General features: G+C 59.3%; 18 protein-coding genes and 1 pseudogene. 12 read left to right on the forward strand and 7 right to left on the reverse strand.

Annotated elements, in window-relative coordinates:
* Positions 1 to 35 precede the first annotated feature (35 nt).
* Entirely contained in the window at positions 36 to 806 is a 771-nt protein-coding gene (locus ACFQX9_RS34425; RefSeq protein ID WP_085350678.1) for an outer membrane protein, read from the reverse strand.
* Between the two features lie 451 nt (positions 807 to 1,257).
* On the opposite strand from ACFQX9_RS34425, the gene ACFQX9_RS34430 reads away from it, so the two are divergent.
* On the forward strand, positions 1,258 to 1,848 hold the full coding sequence (locus ACFQX9_RS34430) for an NYN domain-containing protein (protein WP_377791852.1): 591 nt from the start codon (positions 1,258 to 1,260) through the stop codon (positions 1,846 to 1,848).
* 85 nt (positions 1,849 to 1,933) lie between these two features.
* Here ACFQX9_RS34430 and ACFQX9_RS34435 read toward each other — a convergent pair whose 3' ends face one another.
* On the reverse strand, positions 1,934 to 2,392 hold the full coding sequence (locus ACFQX9_RS34435; RefSeq protein ID WP_377791708.1) for a hypothetical protein: 459 nt from the start codon (positions 2,390 to 2,392) through the stop codon (positions 1,934 to 1,936).
* Positions 2,393 to 3,067: 675 nt separating this feature from the next.
* Positions 3,068 to 3,391: a hypothetical protein gene (locus ACFQX9_RS34440; protein ID WP_377791709.1), complete on the reverse strand. Its 324-nt coding sequence runs from the start codon at positions 3,389 to 3,391 to the stop codon at positions 3,068 to 3,070.
* 552 nt (positions 3,392 to 3,943) lie between these two features.
* Here ACFQX9_RS34440 and ACFQX9_RS34445 point away from each other — a divergent pair.
* Positions 3,944 to 4,981 (forward strand): AraC family transcriptional regulator ligand-binding domain-containing protein, encoded by a 1,038-nt coding sequence (locus ACFQX9_RS34445; RefSeq protein WP_377791710.1) that lies wholly within the window; start codon positions 3,944 to 3,946, stop codon positions 4,979 to 4,981.
* 132 nt (positions 4,982 to 5,113) lie between these two features.
* Here the strand turns inward: ACFQX9_RS34445 and ACFQX9_RS34450 are convergent, their stop codons facing one another.
* A complete protein-coding gene (locus tag ACFQX9_RS34450; protein WP_377791712.1) occupies positions 5,114 to 5,380 on the reverse strand; it encodes a hypothetical protein in 267 nt (88 codons plus the stop codon).
* 1,174 nt (positions 5,381 to 6,554) lie between these two features.
* Here ACFQX9_RS34450 and ACFQX9_RS34455 point away from each other — a divergent pair.
* The 5 genes from ACFQX9_RS34455 (at position 6,555) to ACFQX9_RS34475 (ending at position 9,717) form a co-directional block, all read left to right on the forward strand.
* A complete protein-coding gene (locus tag ACFQX9_RS34455; protein ID WP_377791713.1) occupies positions 6,555 to 7,994 on the forward strand; it encodes an IS1182 family transposase in 1,440 nt (479 codons plus the stop codon).
* 279 nt (positions 7,995 to 8,273) lie between these two features.
* Positions 8,274 to 8,633 carry a hypothetical protein gene (locus ACFQX9_RS34460; protein ID WP_377791861.1) on the forward strand — a complete coding sequence of 120 codons (360 nt, stop codon included), beginning with the start codon at positions 8,274 to 8,276 and terminating at the stop codon, positions 8,631 to 8,633.
* Complete coding sequence (locus ACFQX9_RS34465; protein WP_377791714.1) at positions 8,531 to 8,770, forward strand: DUF6894 family protein; 240 nt, start codon at positions 8,531 to 8,533, stop codon at positions 8,768 to 8,770. The genes ACFQX9_RS34460 and ACFQX9_RS34465 overlap by 103 nt, the downstream gene beginning before the upstream one ends.
* Positions 8,771 to 9,093: 323 nt before the next feature.
* Positions 9,094 to 9,282, forward strand: coding sequence for a hypothetical protein (locus tag ACFQX9_RS34470; RefSeq protein WP_377791715.1), 189 nt, complete (start codon positions 9,094 to 9,096; stop codon positions 9,280 to 9,282).
* 90 nt (positions 9,283 to 9,372) lie between these two features.
* Positions 9,373 to 9,717, forward strand: coding sequence for a response regulator (locus ACFQX9_RS34475; protein WP_377791716.1), 345 nt, complete (start codon positions 9,373 to 9,375; stop codon positions 9,715 to 9,717).
* Here ACFQX9_RS34475 and ACFQX9_RS34480 read toward each other — a convergent pair.
* Positions 9,714 to 10,058, reverse strand: a complete 345-nt coding sequence (locus ACFQX9_RS34480; protein WP_377791717.1) for a response regulator — start codon at positions 10,056 to 10,058, stop codon at positions 9,714 to 9,716. The two genes, ACFQX9_RS34475 and ACFQX9_RS34480, sit on opposite strands and share 4 nt — an antisense overlap.
* 723 nt (positions 10,059 to 10,781) lie before the next feature.
* On the opposite strand from ACFQX9_RS34480, the gene ACFQX9_RS34485 reads away from it, so the two are divergent.
* Positions 10,782 to 11,036: a hypothetical protein gene (locus tag ACFQX9_RS34485; RefSeq protein ID WP_377791718.1), complete on the forward strand. Its 255-nt coding sequence runs from the start codon at positions 10,782 to 10,784 to the stop codon at positions 11,034 to 11,036.
* 528 nt (positions 11,037 to 11,564) lie between these two features.
* Positions 11,565 to 11,753 (forward strand): annotated as a pseudogene (locus ACFQX9_RS34490) (ATP-dependent DNA ligase); the annotation flags it as partial.
* A 1-nt stretch (position 11,754) separates the two neighbouring features.
* Here ACFQX9_RS34490 and ACFQX9_RS34495 read toward each other — a convergent pair.
* Complete coding sequence (locus ACFQX9_RS34495) at positions 11,755 to 12,825, reverse strand: tyrosine-type recombinase/integrase (protein ID WP_377791719.1); 1,071 nt, start codon at positions 12,823 to 12,825, stop codon at positions 11,755 to 11,757.
* Between the two features lie 1,051 nt (positions 12,826 to 13,876).
* Complete coding sequence (locus ACFQX9_RS34500) at positions 13,877 to 14,095, reverse strand: hypothetical protein (protein WP_007612884.1); 219 nt, start codon at positions 14,093 to 14,095, stop codon at positions 13,877 to 13,879.
* A gap of 227 nt (positions 14,096 to 14,322) precedes the next feature.
* On the opposite strand from ACFQX9_RS34500, the gene ACFQX9_RS34505 reads away from it, so the two are divergent.
* The 3 genes from ACFQX9_RS34505 to puuE all read left to right on the forward strand — a co-directional run bounded on the left by ACFQX9_RS34505 (position 14,323) and on the right by puuE (position 16,039).
* Entirely contained in the window at positions 14,323 to 14,601 is a 279-nt protein-coding gene (locus tag ACFQX9_RS34505) for a hypothetical protein (protein WP_018456703.1), read from the forward strand.
* A gap of 88 nt (positions 14,602 to 14,689) precedes the next feature.
* A complete protein-coding gene (locus tag ACFQX9_RS34510; RefSeq protein ID WP_007601448.1) occupies positions 14,690 to 15,103 on the forward strand; it encodes a DUF3830 family protein in 414 nt (137 codons plus the stop codon).
* On the forward strand, positions 15,104 to 16,039 hold the full coding sequence (gene puuE, locus ACFQX9_RS34515) for an allantoinase PuuE (RefSeq protein WP_377791720.1): 936 nt from the start codon (positions 15,104 to 15,106) through the stop codon (positions 16,037 to 16,039).
* Positions 16,040 to 16,042: the final 3 nt, after the last annotated feature.

The following is a 16,042-nucleotide window of genomic DNA, read 5'->3' on the forward strand; positions in this document are numbered from 1 at the left end:
CCTAATTTACTGGAGAAAGGACGGTCCGACGAGGCTTAGTATCTCGCCGCCACCGGCGCACCGTACCCGCCGAAGCCGCCGAAGCGATAGTTGACGCGCAGTGTGACCATATCGACGTCTTGGTTGATCCGGTTCAGCGCACCGGCAACGATGGGGTTGGCAACCGAGAACGAGTTGTTTGCGTTGCCCATGAACAGATGATCGTACTCGATGCCAGCTGACCAGTTCGGTGCAAAACCATACTCCCAGCCCACACCTACGGTCCCGCCCCAGCGGGTTGCGCTTGCGGCTGCGAGTTCAGTCCCTGTGAGCGTGTCGAGGATGCTAAAGCGGTTGCTCGTCACCGCCGCGCCGCCTTTGACGTACAGCAAGGACGCGTTCCAGGAATAGCCGATCTGGCCGGTGAACAGCCCGATGCCGTCCGTTTTCGTCCGGGTCGAAAACGCGGGGTTGATCAGGCTGACACGCTGGCTGCTGAGGTCGGCCCAGTCACCTTGAGCTTCCAATCCAAACACCCACTGGCTGGCCTGCCAACGATACCCGACCTGACCGCCGACAAGGCCGCCCGAGCGCTCGCGACAGCCGTCAGCGAATACCACGCCGGCCGCGCCGACGAAATCCCAGCAATTGCGGCTCTGACCCCAGCCACCGTTCGCACCGATGTAGAACCCGGTCCAGTCGTAGATCGGAGCCGCCAGCGGCGGCGGGGCCTTGGTGTACGGACGTGCTGCCATGTCGGCAGCGGAAGCAGGGGCGGCGAGCCCCAAAGCAAACAACGCAACGGTACCGAGCAGAAATGTCTTCATCAGAGTCTCCATCCCCATGCGCCTGCGATTGCCGACGCTGTCGCAAGTTGCACCAGTAGAACTATACGACTCGCTCCCTGTCGTCCGTGTCCTGCCTGTCACACTGCGCCGCCAAAATGGCTAGGAGGGAACCGAATGCACTCTACCGTGCTTAGGAATTCTTAACTTTTTCGAGAAGGCAGGTGTGCAGAAAAATGGACGGCCCTGGCCTGGATGACTGAGACCGGCGGGCGCGTACCTTTTGAAGTTGGTACTTTTCTCGACTGACGATTTGAGTGTGGCCCTCGCGACGAACAGCTGCGGAGCGGTTGGCGCCCAAAAGCAAATCATTGGCCTTCTAGAACAAGCGCTCATTCGCGCTGCTTGTTATGGCGCTCGCCGGCAGGAACGTTGACGTTCATGTCAGCGCTGGCTGCCGGCCGACGGTTTTGTGAGCAAGGTCTTTTCCATTATGACCATATCCCGATTTAGCAGAACTGCAGCTTTCATCGACGGTCCCAACCTCTACGCTACAGCGAAGGCCCTCGATTTTGATCTCGATTACAAGCGGCTACTGAACGAGCTTCGCAGCCGAGGGACATTGACCCGAGCCTTCTACTACACAGCGATCATCGAAGATCAGGAGTACACGTCCATCCGCCCGCTGGTCGATTGGCTCGATTACAACGGCTTCACCGTGATCACAAAAGCCAGCAAAGAATTCTTCGACGCCAATGGCCGCCGCAAGATCAAGGGCAACATGGCCATTGAGCTCGCAGTGCATGCGATGGAATCGGCGCAGCACGTCGATGAGATCATTCTATTCTCGGGAGATGGGGATTTTCGTACCTTGGTCCAAGCATTGCAGCGGAGCGGGGTGCGCGTGACGGTCGTCTCGACGCTCTCGACCAAGCCGCCGATGATAGCAGACGAACTGCGGCGCCAAGCAGATGTGTTCACGGATCTTGTAGAACTGCGAAACAAGATTGGCCGCGATCCGTCAACGCGTCCGTTTCCGCGATCAGCCGAACGTCATGCATCGGACGGCCCCGCACAATGCTAGTAACATCGGCATGCTGAGTTCTCAGTGGTACTGAGGTTACGGAGCTTGTCCACTTACGTTGCTTCGCAGACGGGCCTCGGATCAGTTATAGCCTTAGAAAGATTGCAGCATCGAGATAGCACCGTGCGAACATATTTTCCAACTTCGGGCCCCGAAGGAAGATCATGCGAGGTGACAACCCACCCTGCGTTGATACCCAATTCCGAACTGGAGCTGGGTACATCAGATACATCGTCCGTGTGGCTTCTGGATTTGTAATATGGCGTCCACGAGGCCCGAGGTCCCAAGCCGCGTGGAAAGCAAGGTTTGCCTTTTCGGTAACGCAGATCCTGTTTGATGGGACCTTCGAAAGCACGATCGTGCAGGCGGAGGCGCAGAGCCCATCAATGACCACCGTTTGGCCAGTGTCCTTCAACTTATCATATCGATCAACGTAACGTCCGATCAAGCCACCGCGGTCATTCGCGATTCTTACCACGGCGTGGCTCTCGCCTGCGCATACGAGCAAAATTGCCGAAGCGAGCAACAGCGCAAGTATTTTCATATTGTACCTCCGTAGTGACGGCAGCGGCTTTGGAACTGGCGGTGAGACCCATGGCTCCGCGTCGGTGAGGTGAGCGAGATGCAACGCGTTGCCGGCCAATCGCTGTGTGCCGCTTTTCCGATTCAGTTATCAGGAGCAATCAGAACGAGATAGCCGACTGGCGTAGGAACAGAAGTTGATCTAAGTCAACGAAAATGGCGAACCGGAAAGTCAATGCAAGTTCGTCCCGACCTTCATTAAATCTGGATAGACCACGCGTGCGCAAGAAAGTGGCTGAAAGTTTCGATGCGCGGTTGGGGGTCCGGCGCGCATACTGCATGTTCTTATGAAGGTCTATAGCGCGACGGCGAGTGTCCTTGCAAAGAAGATCATACGGTAAGCAGCTTCGGGCGCCGCTCCCCAAGATGTCAAAGCCGGTCCAGGAAAGAACATGGAAGGTTAAAACAAATGCTGGCTTTTCTGCTGCAGCATCCGATTCCGCGCGACCGCGCTCTTGGAGCAAGCGGCCAATGCCACATCCCAAAGACGGCTCTGTAGCTCGTAAGTTGGTCTTGACCGCTCGCGGGAAAATTGTCCCTCACTGAACGCGAGATTTGTTCGCGAAGATTGAAGCGATACCATCAGCGCAGATTCGGGGGCTGCTTGCGCGGCGTTTCCAGTTAATCCGGTAAGCCTTCATAGCGGCTCTCCATCAGGACCGATCAGGGCAAGCGCCTGCGCGACGAAGCTCTCAAATATTGGTGCCGCGTCCTCAATCCTGTGGCAGCAGCAGCTATCGAGTGAAAGGTTTGCACTGAGGTCGAACAGCTCCAGCCAAAACAATGGTACGCCACCAAGATCGATCTCGGGACCGCGCATCATGCGGATTTCGCAGCTTGCGACCAACGTCACTGAAACGGATGCTGCTGGATCATCGTCGGGAATGGAAGAGAGCCGGACGTAGGCCTGCGCGATCTTCAGTTGCGTAAGCGCGGTTCCGGACGTGCTGCCATCGATCAAAATTGGGGTCCTATGATACTTTTTGGGCGTGTTGACCAAACGCGCGATTGGCCTGCGCATTGACGAGGTCGGCCCGACATAGCAGCTATCAGGAGGAACGCGTTTGCTAGAAGCTGCCAACTTTTTGGTCTTTGCTGCCAAAAACTGGTGTGGCGCAAAGCTCAACAACGATCCGGCCCGTCACACGCAAAGCGCGCCATCAAAGGGGGAGAAGTAATCCGGTGGCCGTTGGGGAGCAGTCAGTAGGTGTGAACCCTCCCGCGGCTGCAGACCCGACGGCGGCAGCTCCTACGGCAGGCCACCCCTCCCGATGAGCGTCAGCCATGGGAGTAGCCTGCGAGCAAGTGCATCGTGCCGGATCAGGCTCAACGCTGTCCGACTCACACTGGTAGCCCGTTTTGATTTAAATCAAGATCGGCGGAGAGTCATTCAATTGCATAAGCGCAGCCGAAGAACCGTCTTCGTATGAAAATGTGGTGGTCGTCTCGTGATTGCTCGCTAAACTGTGATCTTCGATGGACCGGCCAGGAATGAGCAATGCGGGCGGGGAGCATGAGTGCGATACCTAGCGCGACCGGCGGGATTGCTCGGCTGGCCTGCGCGCGCCTCGCTGACTCTGGCAAAGACACAGCTGCGCTACTGTCCAAGGCTGGATTGACGCTGAACGACTTCCGCGATCCTGCAGTCCGGCTCGCGGTAACGACCCAGATCAAGATTCTGGAATTGGCTGCCAAAGAATTGAAGGACGACATCTTAGGCTTCCGCCTCGCGCGAGGCTTTGATCTGCGCCAAATTGGCCTTGTCTACTACGTTATGGCTTCGTGTGAGAATGTCGCCGATGCGCTTCGCGCCGCGGAGCGGTACAGCCGGATCATGAACGAGGGCGTCCGGCTGCGTTTCGATATGGAGGGGCATACCTCGACCATTGCCCTCGAATATGTTGGGGTCGATCGAAGGGGCGAGCGGCAACAGATCGAATTCTGGATCGTGACGCTGGTGCGAATTTGCAGGCAAGTCACGGAGGGCCGTCTGGTGCCGTCCAGGCTCCAAGTGAGGCACCTGAGAGCCGGGATGCCCCCCGAATTTAGAACGTTCTTTGGCAGGGACGTCGAGTTCGGCGCTGATGGCGATGTGATCTCTTTTCCGGTACCAGTGGCACTGCTTCCGCTAGTCGGCCGCGACGGCTATCTGCACGATTTGTTGCGACGCTACGCGGATGAAGCGTTGATACGGAAAGCGCCGCACGGCGCGACGGTCCGTTCAAGAGTCGAGAAGACGCTTACCACACTGCTGCCTCACGGGAGAGGCGTCGCGAAGGAAGTCGCGCGGCAGATGGGACTGAGTACCCGCACGTTGTCGCGCAAGCTTGGCGAAGAGAAGACGTCCTTCGTTGAAATCCTTGACCAGTTGCGGGCCGCGCTCGCCAAGCGTTATCTCGAAGAGGAGCAGCTTCCGGTGTCCGAAGTTGCTTGGCTGCTTGGCTATCGCGAACTGAGTTCCCTCACGCACGCGTTCAAGCGATGGACCGGAATGACACCACGACAGTTCCGGTCCAAAGGTAAAGCAACCCGGTACTGCGCTGTAACGTAATTGCGCGCGACTCAACCAACTAGATGTGCTCGGCGAGGCGGTGCACGGTGGCCGGCCTGCCTCTGGTAGGTCATCGAAGTTATCACCAGGCGCGCTTATCCTCCGGTGAACTGGCGCATTAGGTCAAGCGCGTTAACGATGGCGCAGCAATCGATAATGCGCCCGCCGCGAAATCGCAAAAAAGTTCGCAGCAAGGAAATTAGCAAGGCGATCCGTTGTGCGATGCCTGACTTCGATGACGACGGTAAGGGCGGCCTGGTTGCCCTCCACCAGGGTGGTCATCGGCCAGGACGACATGATTTCCAACTTGTCGTGGATCTCTGCACACGCTCCTAAAACCGCATCGCGACCGCGTCGTCTGCCAAGATAGGGAAATAGGTCGCCAGGCGCATGGCTCAAGAATATGTTTTCGTCGAGCGCAGGCGAAAGTCGATCCCACCTAGCATGGGCAAATCATCGTAAATTCACGGACGCGGCTTGTGGTAATTTCAGTCATGATGCCGAACCATAGCTCTGGTTTCAGCGGCCAAGCAAACTCTGATCCTGTACCTGCAGGAAAATAGGTTCGAAGCACGAATTGCGGTTTTATTGATCCGTCAACGGTGCCCCCAAACGCCGTGACCAACCAACCCAGCACCCACCGCCGCCCCAGTTCCTAAGACTGGAGCGGTACCGGTTTTTTGGCCCGGCTTGGCCGGAGTCTGCTCAGCACCTCGTGCACGATTAGGCTTACCGATAAAGCTTTTTGGCGGGAACGCAGCTGAAACGCCTGCCGACTCGGATACCATTCGGACGAACCAGTCCGGTTGCGTTCGGTGCCTCGCGTTGAGTTTTCAGCTGACTACATTGAAAATCCTTGCCCGCCAGCCTGATGGCCGTGGCAGGCGGTATTTTACACCAGCGGACCGGAATGGACTGCCCGGATGAAGTTGCTTGGTGCGCGGGCTCCGCAGTTAGATATTTTCGTGCAAAGGCTCGTGGTGCGAGATGCTGGCGATTGGGTCATTACCGCGAAGGCCGTGCCGTCCTTGAAGCACGAGCGGCCCGTGTCTAACAATCACTGTCATTCGTCGGATGCGACCGTTGCGAAGGTGAAGGTCTCTCTCGCTTGCGGGCCGCACCGACAAGATCCGTGGAGCACCGTTAGCGCCCCGTCAAAAAGCGCAGACATCGAAGGGCAGAGTCGTCTGCCTGAGGGCATCGGCAACAGAAGGGCCGCTGTTTGAGCAGCGGCCCTCCCGGGTGTGCAATCGGATCGAAATAAAATCTTTCGCCAGCCCCGGGGTTGGGCAGTGTCACCGTTGCCAGATGTTCCCGCCATATCCACGTGAATCCGCCCACATTAAATGGGCGTCAGCCCCAGGCCGGCCGACGTTCTCAGGAGACGTCTAAGAAGCGCCGCGAGTGTCATGGTGGAAGCAAGAAAGGTCGCCTCAGTCGTCGCGCGCTTTTCACGCTGAGCCCCTGGCTGGAGGCCGGGTCGAAGCTCCGGCATGATCGGCGGCTTGTGACCCTGGCTGTGTGAAAACGCCGAGCCTGCTATGATTCCCGCACTGAATCGGCGGGGGCTGGCATGGCTCGTTTCGTTCAAGGAGCTGATCGCGGGCAATCTACTTTGTTGCCGGAATGCCTGGACGACTGGGTTGCAGATGACAATCCGGTTCGCGTGATCGACGCCTTCGTTGCAGCCCTCGATCTGGCTGAACTTGGGTTCGGTGGCGTTGAGCCTGCCGGCACAGGTAGGCCGTCTTATCATCCGGCCGCGCTCTTAGGGCTCTACATTTACGGTTATCTCAACCGTGTCCATTCGAGCCGCCGGCTTGAGCGTGAAGCTGGCCGCAACGTCGAAGTGATGTGGCTGCTCGCCCGGCTTGCGCCCGATCACAAAACGATTGCCGATTTCCGCAAGGACAATGGTTCCGGCATCAAAAAGGTCTGCGCGCGCTTCGTCGAGGTGTGCCGCAAGATGGGCTTGCTCGCGACAGCCAGCGTTGCGATCGACGGCAGCAAATTCAAAGCAGTCAATAATCGCGATAAGAACTTCACGCGCGGCAAAGTCGAGCGGCGGCGCACGCAATTGGAGGAGAGTGTTGCGCGCTATTTCGCTCAGCTCGATACCGCCGACCGGCAGGAGCCGTCGGAAACACTGGAGTTAAAAAAGACGCGGATCAAAGAACGGCTCAAAAATCTGACCGTTGAAATGGCGAAACTCGCAGCGATTGAAAAACAGGTTCTGGCGTCGCCCGATCAGCAGATATCGTTCACTGATCCCGACAGCCGTTCGATGGCCACGAGCGGCCGTGGTTCTGGCGTCGTCGGCTACAACGTGCAGACGGCGGTCGATACAGAAAACCATCTGATCGTCGCGCACGAGGTGACAACAAGCGGCTCAGACCGGTCGCAACTTGCAAACATAGCCCGGCAAGCCAAAGCCGTTCTTGAGGCCGACACGCTCGATGTTGTCGCCGATCGCGGCTACTTCAAGGGTGAAGAAATCGTGGCGTGCGAGCAATCTGGCATCACGGTGACTTTGCCCAAGCCGATGACATCGGGTGCGAAGGCTTCGGGACGCTTCGGCAAACAGGACTTTGCTTATCTGCCAAATGAGGATGTTTATCGCTGCCCTGCCGGTGAGAAACTCAAATATTATTATACCAACGACGAAGACGGCCAGAAGCTGCGCAACTATTGGACGAACGCCTGCAAAACCTGTCCACTCAAATCGAAGTGCACGCCGAGCCCACAACGCCGTATCAAGCGATGGGTGCACGAGGACGTTCTCGAACGCGCTCAGGCACGGCTCGACAAGAATCCAAACGCCATGCGCACACGCCGCGAGACCGTCGAGCATCCGTTCGGCACACTGAAGATGCGCATGGGCGCGACGCACTTCTTGTGCGTGACGCTGCCGAAAGTTGCGACCGAGATGGCGCTGTGCGTGCTCGGCTACAATCTGACACGCGTGCTGAACATCGTCGGGATGAAACCGCTGCTGGCGGCGGTGAGTGCGTGATACGGGCGTTGCCGCGCGCCGTTGCGGTTCATGGGGCGCGTAAAAGAGCCCCGACATTGCCTCAGGATGAGTTCTGGTCGAGCGGCCGTAAAACTTGCCCAAATTGATCGGACCGCGATAGCCTGAGTTCGACCGCGCCGGTCCGCGTCATGCAACAGCGTTTTTACACGACCAAGACCCACAGCGGAGCGAGCCCCGAGGCGCCCCTGCGAGAGCGGGACGAGCCGTGTTCTTAACCTAGCTAAATGCAGGACCGGCCAGCGAGTCCCGAATGCCGGAATGGAAGATTCGATATTTGCCAGGTGCAAGGTCGCGCCGGAGGACAGTCGCAGATTGCGCGACAAGGCCCGAGCGCTTCGCCTTGTTTTAAAAGAACAACGTACACTGCTTCGTCTTGCTCGCGCCAAAGCGGCGATGGACCGGGCGGAAGTTATCGCGCAACGAGAAAATCTGCATTCCACCAAGGAGACGTCCGCCACGCGACAGCGCGGCACCGCAACTTGGAACCATCCGGCAGGGCGTCCATTTGAAACGCTATGCCAAGCTTTTACTTTGACGTTCATCACGACGGCGGAATCACAATCGACGACGAGGGGGTCGATCTTCCCGATATGCGCGCGGCCGGAAAGCAAGCCTTAGTCGCTCTTGGCGAGGCAATCCTGCATGATGCGGACGAGCTAAAGAGTTCGGCGACAAAGATCGAAGTTAGAGACGCTGCAAATCGTGTGGTGCTCCGGACGTCTGCTATGGTCGTTTTTGAGGTCCTTCAATCCTGACAACCGCAGTGCTCTAGTCGTCCCAAACACGCTCACCACATTGACACAAGAACAACCGCACCGAGCGGCGGGTGGTGGGATCAAGAAGGTGGTGGACGAGACGAGGAATCGATCCACAGCGGGAGCACATCGGCTGCGGCTTTTCGTTCTTGCGAGTTTCGGTCATTGACATCAGCTGGCGTTAGCACGCTGCACTACCTCGGACTGTCCGTCGCACGACGGGATTGACCACTTCGCGGAGGCCAATTGCCGGCTTTCCCGCTTGACCTTTCTTTCCGCCCCGTGCGATTTTGAGGGTTCCTGAAATAGCCGTCCACTAAGCGATGAAACTGCTGACTGAATACTTGGAGCGTGCCGTCAGCCTGGAGAAATTGGCGGCAGGCGAGCAGGATTCGACCTTCAAAACCCAATTGTTGGGTCAGGCGGCGGCTTATAGAAAGCTGGCGGCAAAGCGTGCCCAGGAATACGGATTGCCGTCACCGAGCCTGCCAGAAAAGCCACCACATCCCTGAAGTGGGTTGAACTTCACCCGTTCCTTTGCGCCTTGGGCTGTGAGCAAGGAGCTGTCATTGGCATTCCCGCGGGGATCGGGAGGTAACGTTATGGCGTCTGTGCTTCTGGTCGAAGATGAAGCGCTCATACGCATGATGGTGGCGGACATGCTGGCCGAGCTGGGCCATAGCGTCGCTGGTGAAGCGAGCGACTTGAAGAGTGGGCTGTTGCTCGCTTCTGAGCCTGGCGTTGATGCCGCCATTCTCGACATACAGCTTGGAGACCATAGCTCTCTGCCCATTGCGGAAGCTCTGCAAGGCAGGGGCATTCCGTTTGCCTTTGCGAGCGGCTACGGCGCCGCCGGGGTGCCGGAGGGTTTCGAGGATTATCCGGTCCTTCAAAAGCCGTTCCCTCTCGAAGAGCTTGAACGTTGTCTAGCGGCCCTGTTGTCCTAACATAGGCCGGTTGTTTGTTGCATCACGCGAGCAAGCTCTTCTTCAGAGAACGGCTTCCTCAGCAGCGGGAAGCCATCACGCTTTCGTTCGCGGCCCGACAGCTGAAGAACTTTGAGCGTCGGACGGATGCGCGTGGCACGTTCGGCCAGCTCGTGACCATCCATGCCGGGCATATTGATGTCGGTGATCAAAATCGAAATATGCTGTTGTCGCGTCAGCGTTGCGAGAGCTTCTTCCCCGCCATGTGCGCACACGACTTGGCAACCAAGGTCTTCGAGCATGCACGCGAGCACGTCGAGCACGACGGCATCATCGTCGACCACAAGAACTGTATGAGTCATGCAAACCACCTTCGCGAGTTAACATATGCGAATGGCTGAGGTTCCCCGCTGAGAGCTAACAAGCAGTCGTCGCCGACGCTCCTTGAGCACTTTGCTCCACTTGCTAATTGCAACGTTATCCCGGGCTTATGAGTACGCGCGCCTATCTGCAAGATCTCCTCGTCCCCTACCTAGATCTGTGTGATCAGACACGGCCTTGGAGGCGGCGTTGGCATAGCTGCATCACTGCATCTCGGGATTGTGCTGACTTCCCTGTAAGCTGATGGTCATTGCGCATCGCCCGTCGTCGACTGCGTGTCGCAAGGGAATAAATGCCTTCAGCTGATGAATGCCGCGCCTATGCCGCCAGCTGCAAATTGCTTGGGGCCGAACCGGGGAATTCTGCGCGCCGGTCGACCGTGCTGACAAATATGGCTCGCAGCTGGATCGCGCTCGCGCACCAGCTCGACAGCTTTGCCGATCTCACGAAGTCGGAAGGCGGCTAACCGTTGGTCCCCATCCGCGCCGGCTGATGGTTCGGCCGGATCTCGGCGCCGCTCGTGCCGCAGTTCGTACAGCTGACTTGGGCTCGTCAACAGACCGTGTCCCTCCAATCATTGGCAGCGGCCCCGGCAAACGGGCGCCACTTATGCTTGAGGCCTCCCAGAGACATCGTAAACCTGGGCTATCGCTTGACTGGTCGTTCTCTTTTTGTTCTACTGAGGGAGAAGTCCAGGTCGTGCAATGCCCACAATCGAATATCTCCGCTCGGAAATCGAGCGCATGCGCTCGCAGGTCAGCCGCCAGCGCAAGGAAATCCTCCAGCTTCAACGGGCGGGGTTATCGACCGCCTCGGCTCAAACCCTGCTTCAGCGCATGCTGAGCAAGGTTGACGACCTGTGCGCTGAGCGGGACCGGCAGGTGCGGGCTGCAAAGGAAAGCCCGACCTATGCCTCCGGCAAACCGATAAGAGGCACTCCGGCGAACCGAAGAATGTGATGGATAATCTTCGGCGGTTTCCGGCGCCGTGGGTGATGGTGGAGGAGGAGCAATGTTTCCGCGTGAAGGGACGCGAACGGCTTCTCCGTCTGCTCTGTGCCCCACCGCGAAGATCTCCACCAGCGCCCGTACCAATACGCCGAGCAATTCCTAACCCGTGACGAGGCGAGGCGGATCGCAAAGGCAATCTCACGGTTGCCGGAGCTTTTGCAGCGGCCGCAGTACTGAGGGCGCTGCTTTCTCGCACCGCGTTCCCTAGCTGTTCTGCTGCCGTTCTAGTTGACGTTGAAAATACAACCTGGAATCTCAATTGCGGTTGTATGTGAGAACGCATGGGAACGGCGCATGAGCCTCGCGGTTGGAGATTCCTAAGTAAGGTAGGTAGACTGCCCCGCCGTCGGCTCCCCCCCACCGACGGCGGGCTTTTTTTTGTGAGTTGCGTTAGTGGCAAAGCGTACCCGAGCACCGGCCAAGAAGCCGCGAGCTTCCATGCCGGGCTTTATCGGCCCCCAGCTTGCGACCCTGAAGATGAAAGCTCCTTCGGGGGGGCAGTGGATTCACGAGGTCAAATACGACGGCTACCGCATCCAGCTGCACATCGACGGCGACAGCCGTAAGGCCTTCACCAGGAACGGCCATAACTGGGTCAACCGGTTCTCGGCCATTGCAGGCGCCTTTGACCTCGAAGGTCAAGCCATTGTCGATGGTGAGGTGGTCGTCAGGCGGCGAGCCGTGGCCCTTCATGCTCCAGGGCTTTGGCAACAGGAGCGCCGACGATCCGCCGCAGCTCGGTGGCGAGTCCGTCCAGCACCGCACGCTTTTCTTTCATCCGGCGGGAGTGGTTGTAGACCTTGCCCGTAACGGTGGGCACGATAGTGTCGCCCTTCTTTGTGACGGCGTGGTCGAGACACTTCGCGATCCATGCATCGTCAAAGCCGAGATCGCCGGCCAATGTTGCCGCCGTCCGGCGCAGATCGTGCGGCGTGAACGGCTTCAGGCCCAACAGCTCACAGAGACCAGGCGTTTTGGTTTTGTCCTCGTTCTTTTCGTGTTTGGTGCCGCGCAACGCGTCGGCCATCGCTTTGCGGTGGATCGGCTGGCCCTCATACATTGGGCTCTCGAACACGAGCTGCTGGTCTGCAGACGCCAGCGCCTCCTTGATGATCTCGATCGCCAGACGAGACAACGGCTGCTGGATCACCCGGCGCTTCTTGACCCGCTTGAGAGGCACGTCAAAACGCGGATGTTTGCCGTCGAGGTCAAACAGCTCGTCCCGATGTGCACCAAGCAATTCACGTGAGCGCAGCATGGTGACCAACTCGAACTTGAGCGCCAACCGGGTCCGGCGGTCCCAGGGGAGGTCGTCGCGATCAAGACCGTGCCAGAAGACCCTGATCTCATCCTCCGACAGGACTCGGGTGCGCGGGTGTTCCGGATCGAGCTTCGGCAGGTTGACGCAAGGACTGGCGCTCACATAGTCGCGGCCCGCTTCAGCTGCCCAGTTGAACAGCCCCGAGGCTGCCTTGCGCATATGGCGGGCGTTGCTGACGGAGGGCTTGCCGAACTTCCCCGCGACGATGTCGTTCGAGAGCGTCGCGATGTCGTGCTTGGTGACGTCTCTCGCGAGTGTTTTGCCAAGCCTCACACCGAGGAAGCGGCGCAGGTGGCTCGCCGTATTTTCCCAAGCCTCCAACCGGGGCCGCGTTTCGCCGTCCGGCTTCTTGACAGGCGTCTTCATCCACTCGATCCGCTCCTCGATAATCTCGGCGACAGTCTTGCCGCGCTTCACTTTTGCGGCCTTCTGGTCGCGGAAGGTCTCGGCGAGAGCCTGCGTACCCAGTCCCTTAAGGCCGTAGACCCTGCTGCGGGCGTCCTCGACCGTGAAAGTCCCCGGATTGTAAACGCCGAGCCAGCCGGTGCGCTGCTTGCCGGTCTGCCGGTCGGTGAACTTGAACGAGAAGGTCGCTACTCCAGCCGCAGTGATGCTGACGTAGAGACCAGGGCACTTGCGGTCCTAGAACTTGGTCCGCTTGGCGACCCGCTTCTCGCACAGGCGGTCGGTCAGGATGATGCTGCTGTTGCGGCCGCGCTTGCCGACGGGGGAGGGGGCGATGCTACTATCCATCTGGTTTCGGCTCCTAAGGCTTGGGACCAAAGGGCTCGGCTTTGAAGCCTTCAGTTTGTCGTGCGGACGCTGAAAGGCTTAGGGCCGGGCCCTTTATTTGGTGAAGCCCGCTGAAACAGCCCGCATCAGGGGTAGTCGAAAAGCACTTGTTTAAAAGTCTTTTGTTAGTTTCGGCGTGTTTCACCGAATGCCAAAATATAGAGGTGTGGTCCTGGCCCTCGTTGCTACGGTCAAGCCCTGGCGAATGCGGCATCTGCGTCAACCGGCGCGGTGCCGGCGACTTTCGCGAAGGCGAGGGAGGCCAAAGAGAACTCGGCTCCCGGGAGAGCACGGCATAAGCCGTCCAACCATCGCGCAGGGAAGGCCGAGTGATTGGCTACACCTGTATGCTGCTGTGCGGTTCTCTCTGCGTGTGCTTTTCGCGCAGCGGACCGCGGGTGCCAGCCGGCACCCGGCCTTCCCTGCGCCCTCTTGGACAAGAGGGTGGAGCGATCAAGCAAAGCTCGGGCGAAATCAGCCGCGAGAACGCGAAGCTGTGTCTGCAAGTAAAAATGCGAGCTGGAAGAGTGGCGCTGCCGCCTCATACTCCGTCATTGCGATCGCAGCGAGCGATCCAGAAATGCATCCGTGGAAAATGTCTGGATTGCTCCGTCGCAAGAGCTCCTCGCAATGACGACGTGGAGGCAGTTTCGCTGATCGCGCTAGGCTTCCGGCATCACCGTCCCGCTGGTGCAGACATCGCGCCGTTGGAATAGCGGGACCAGTCGGGCCCGGTCGGCTGCGACGGCCAGAGCGCGGCGTTGGAGTCGCGCACCGACTGGGTGATGGGATGGGGCTGCGCCTTGCGGACATGACGGCGGTCGTTCGCCGCGGCAGTCTGGATGGTGGCGGCGGCAATCAGCGTCGCGCCGAGAATGATGAAAGTCTTTTGCATTGTTTCTTTCTCCCGTGACGACGCCCGGCTGTGAGATGTGTGTTTTGTGTGTCGCCGTCGCGGCTGACATGGCGACGCGCCCGGCCGATATCACCGCTCGCGACATCACATTGGAGCGAGCCAATTTTCTAGCCTCGGCTAAATATTCGGCAATCGCGACCGGTGGCACCGGTGGACTTGCCTGCTCCAATCCGGTTCAATGGGCCAAATCTGGTTTTCAGGCGACAATGATGTCGAAATATCTGCTGGTCCTTCTGCTGATCGCCTCGCCGGCCGTGGCGCAGGTCAAGCTGACCCCAAAAACATCGGCGGCGCATCCGGACCCCTGCGCGCCGATCGGGCGGACCGCGGACGGCAAGCTGGTCTACTCCATGAAATGCGAGAATTTGCCTGTGCCGCCTCCGTCGCCGCAGGCGGAACTGAGGGAGGCGCCGCAGCCCGCCGCCGAGCCGGAGCCCGAGACGCGGCGGAGTGGCGTTTTCGGCTGGTCCTACGACCGCAGGTAACGGGCCGCGCCCCTTGCGCGAAGCCCGACGGAGTGCTCTTTGCCTGAAAATTCCCCGTGGGGCCACCGCCCCGATCCAGAGAGATGAGATGACCAAACTCGTTATCCGCGCCGGCGACTTCACCTTCGATGCCCGTTTCGAGGAGCAAGCGGCGCCCAAGACTGTCGCCGCGTTCCGCAAGGCGCTGCCGTTCGAAAGCCACATCATCCACGTGCGCTGGAGCGGCGAGGGGGTGTGGATGCCGCTCGGCGACTTGGACTTCGGTGTCGGTTACGAGAACCATACCAGTTATCCCGCGCCCGGCCAGATCATCCTCTATCCCGGCGGCATCAGCGAGACCGAGATCCTGATGGCCTATGGCGGCGTGCACTTCGCGAGCAAGATGGGCCAACTCGCCGGCAACCATTTCATCACGCTGACCTCTGGCCTGGAGAATCTGGCGACGCTCGGCAAGAGCGTGCTGTGGAAGGGCGCGCTGCCGATCCGCTTCGAGGAAGTCTGAGTGACTGGTACCCGCTACCCGCGCGATCTCCGCGGTTACGGCCGCAACCCGCCGCACCCGCAATGGCCCGGCAACGCGCGGGTCGCGGTGCAGTTCGTCGTCAATTTCGAGGAGGGCAGCGAAAACAACATCCTGCATGGCGACCCTGCTTCGGAAGCGTTTCTGTCCGACGTTCTCGGCGCACAGCCTTGGCCCGGCCAGCGCCACGCCAACATCGAATCGATGTTCGAATATGGCTCGCGCGCCGGCTTCTGGCGGCTGTGGCGGATATTCAGCGAGCGGAAGTGGCCGACTACCGTGTTCGGCGTCGCCACAGCGCTGAAGCGCAATCCGGAAATCGTAGCTGCCATGAAGGAAGCGGGCTGGGACATCGCCAGCCACAGCCTGAAGTGGATCGAGCACAAGGACATGACCGAGGCGCAGGAGCGCGCGGAGATCGCGGAAGCGATCCGCGTCCACACTGCGGCGACCGGCTCGCGGCCGCTCGGCTGGTACACCGGACGCTCCTCGATCAACACCAACCGTCTGTTGATGGAGGAGGGCGGCTTCCTCTATCTCTGCGATTCCTACGCCGACGATCTGCCCTATTGGGTCAAGGGCGCCAGCGGTAAGCAGCTCGTCATTCCCTATACGCTCGACGCCAACGACATGCGCTTCATCAATCCGCAAGGCTTTGCCGAAGGCGAGCAGTTCTTCACCTATCTGAAGGATGCCTTCGACGTGCTCTATGCCGAAGGCCAGAGCGCGCCGAAGATGATGTCGGTCGGCCTGCACTGTCGTCTCGCCGGTCGCCCCGGCCGCGCGGCGGGGCTGATCCGCTTCCTCGACTACATCGGCAAGCACGAGCGCGTCTGGGTGCCGACGCGATTGCAGATCGCCCAGCATTGGCACGACAAGCTCGCGCACCTTGCGGCCGACGCATTCGAGATCGGGTGAGGA

This window comes from Bradyrhizobium sp. GCM10028915 (assembly GCF_042666195.1).
Classification (GTDB): domain Bacteria; phylum Pseudomonadota; class Alphaproteobacteria; order Rhizobiales; family Xanthobacteraceae; genus Bradyrhizobium; species Bradyrhizobium canariense_D.

Bases quoted from the DNA above. Each gene is read 5' to 3' on its own strand.
- ACFQX9_RS34425 (WP_085350678.1), bottom strand. From the start codon at position 806: ATGAAGACATTTCTGCTCGGTACCGTTGCGTTGTTTGCTTTGGGGCTC.
- ACFQX9_RS34430 (WP_377791852.1), top strand. From the start codon at position 1,258: ATGACCATATCCCGATTTAGCAGAACTGCAGCTTTCATCGACGGTCCC.
- ACFQX9_RS34435 (WP_377791708.1), bottom strand. From the start codon at position 2,392: ATGAAAATACTTGCGCTGTTGCTCGCTTCGGCAATTTTGCTCGTATGC.
- ACFQX9_RS34445 (WP_377791710.1), top strand. From the start codon at position 3,944: ATGAGTGCGATACCTAGCGCGACCGGCGGGATTGCTCGGCTGGCCTGC.
- ACFQX9_RS34455 (WP_377791713.1), top strand. From the start codon at position 6,555: ATGGCTCGTTTCGTTCAAGGAGCTGATCGCGGGCAATCTACTTTGTTG.
- ACFQX9_RS34460 (WP_377791861.1), top strand. From the start codon at position 8,274: ATGGAAGATTCGATATTTGCCAGGTGCAAGGTCGCGCCGGAGGACAGT.
- ACFQX9_RS34465 (WP_377791714.1), top strand. From the start codon at position 8,531: ATGCCAAGCTTTTACTTTGACGTTCATCACGACGGCGGAATCACAATC.
- ACFQX9_RS34470 (WP_377791715.1), top strand. From the start codon at position 9,094: ATGAAACTGCTGACTGAATACTTGGAGCGTGCCGTCAGCCTGGAGAAA.
- ACFQX9_RS34475 (WP_377791716.1), top strand. From the start codon at position 9,373: ATGGCGTCTGTGCTTCTGGTCGAAGATGAAGCGCTCATACGCATGATG.
- ACFQX9_RS34480 (WP_377791717.1), bottom strand. From the start codon at position 10,058: ATGACTCATACAGTTCTTGTGGTCGACGATGATGCCGTCGTGCTCGAC.
- ACFQX9_RS34485 (WP_377791718.1), top strand. From the start codon at position 10,782: ATGCCCACAATCGAATATCTCCGCTCGGAAATCGAGCGCATGCGCTCG.
- ACFQX9_RS34500 (WP_007612884.1), bottom strand. From the start codon at position 14,095: ATGCAAAAGACTTTCATCATTCTCGGCGCGACGCTGATTGCCGCCGCC.
- ACFQX9_RS34505 (WP_018456703.1), top strand. From the start codon at position 14,323: ATGATGTCGAAATATCTGCTGGTCCTTCTGCTGATCGCCTCGCCGGCC.
- ACFQX9_RS34510 (WP_007601448.1), top strand. From the start codon at position 14,690: ATGACCAAACTCGTTATCCGCGCCGGCGACTTCACCTTCGATGCCCGT.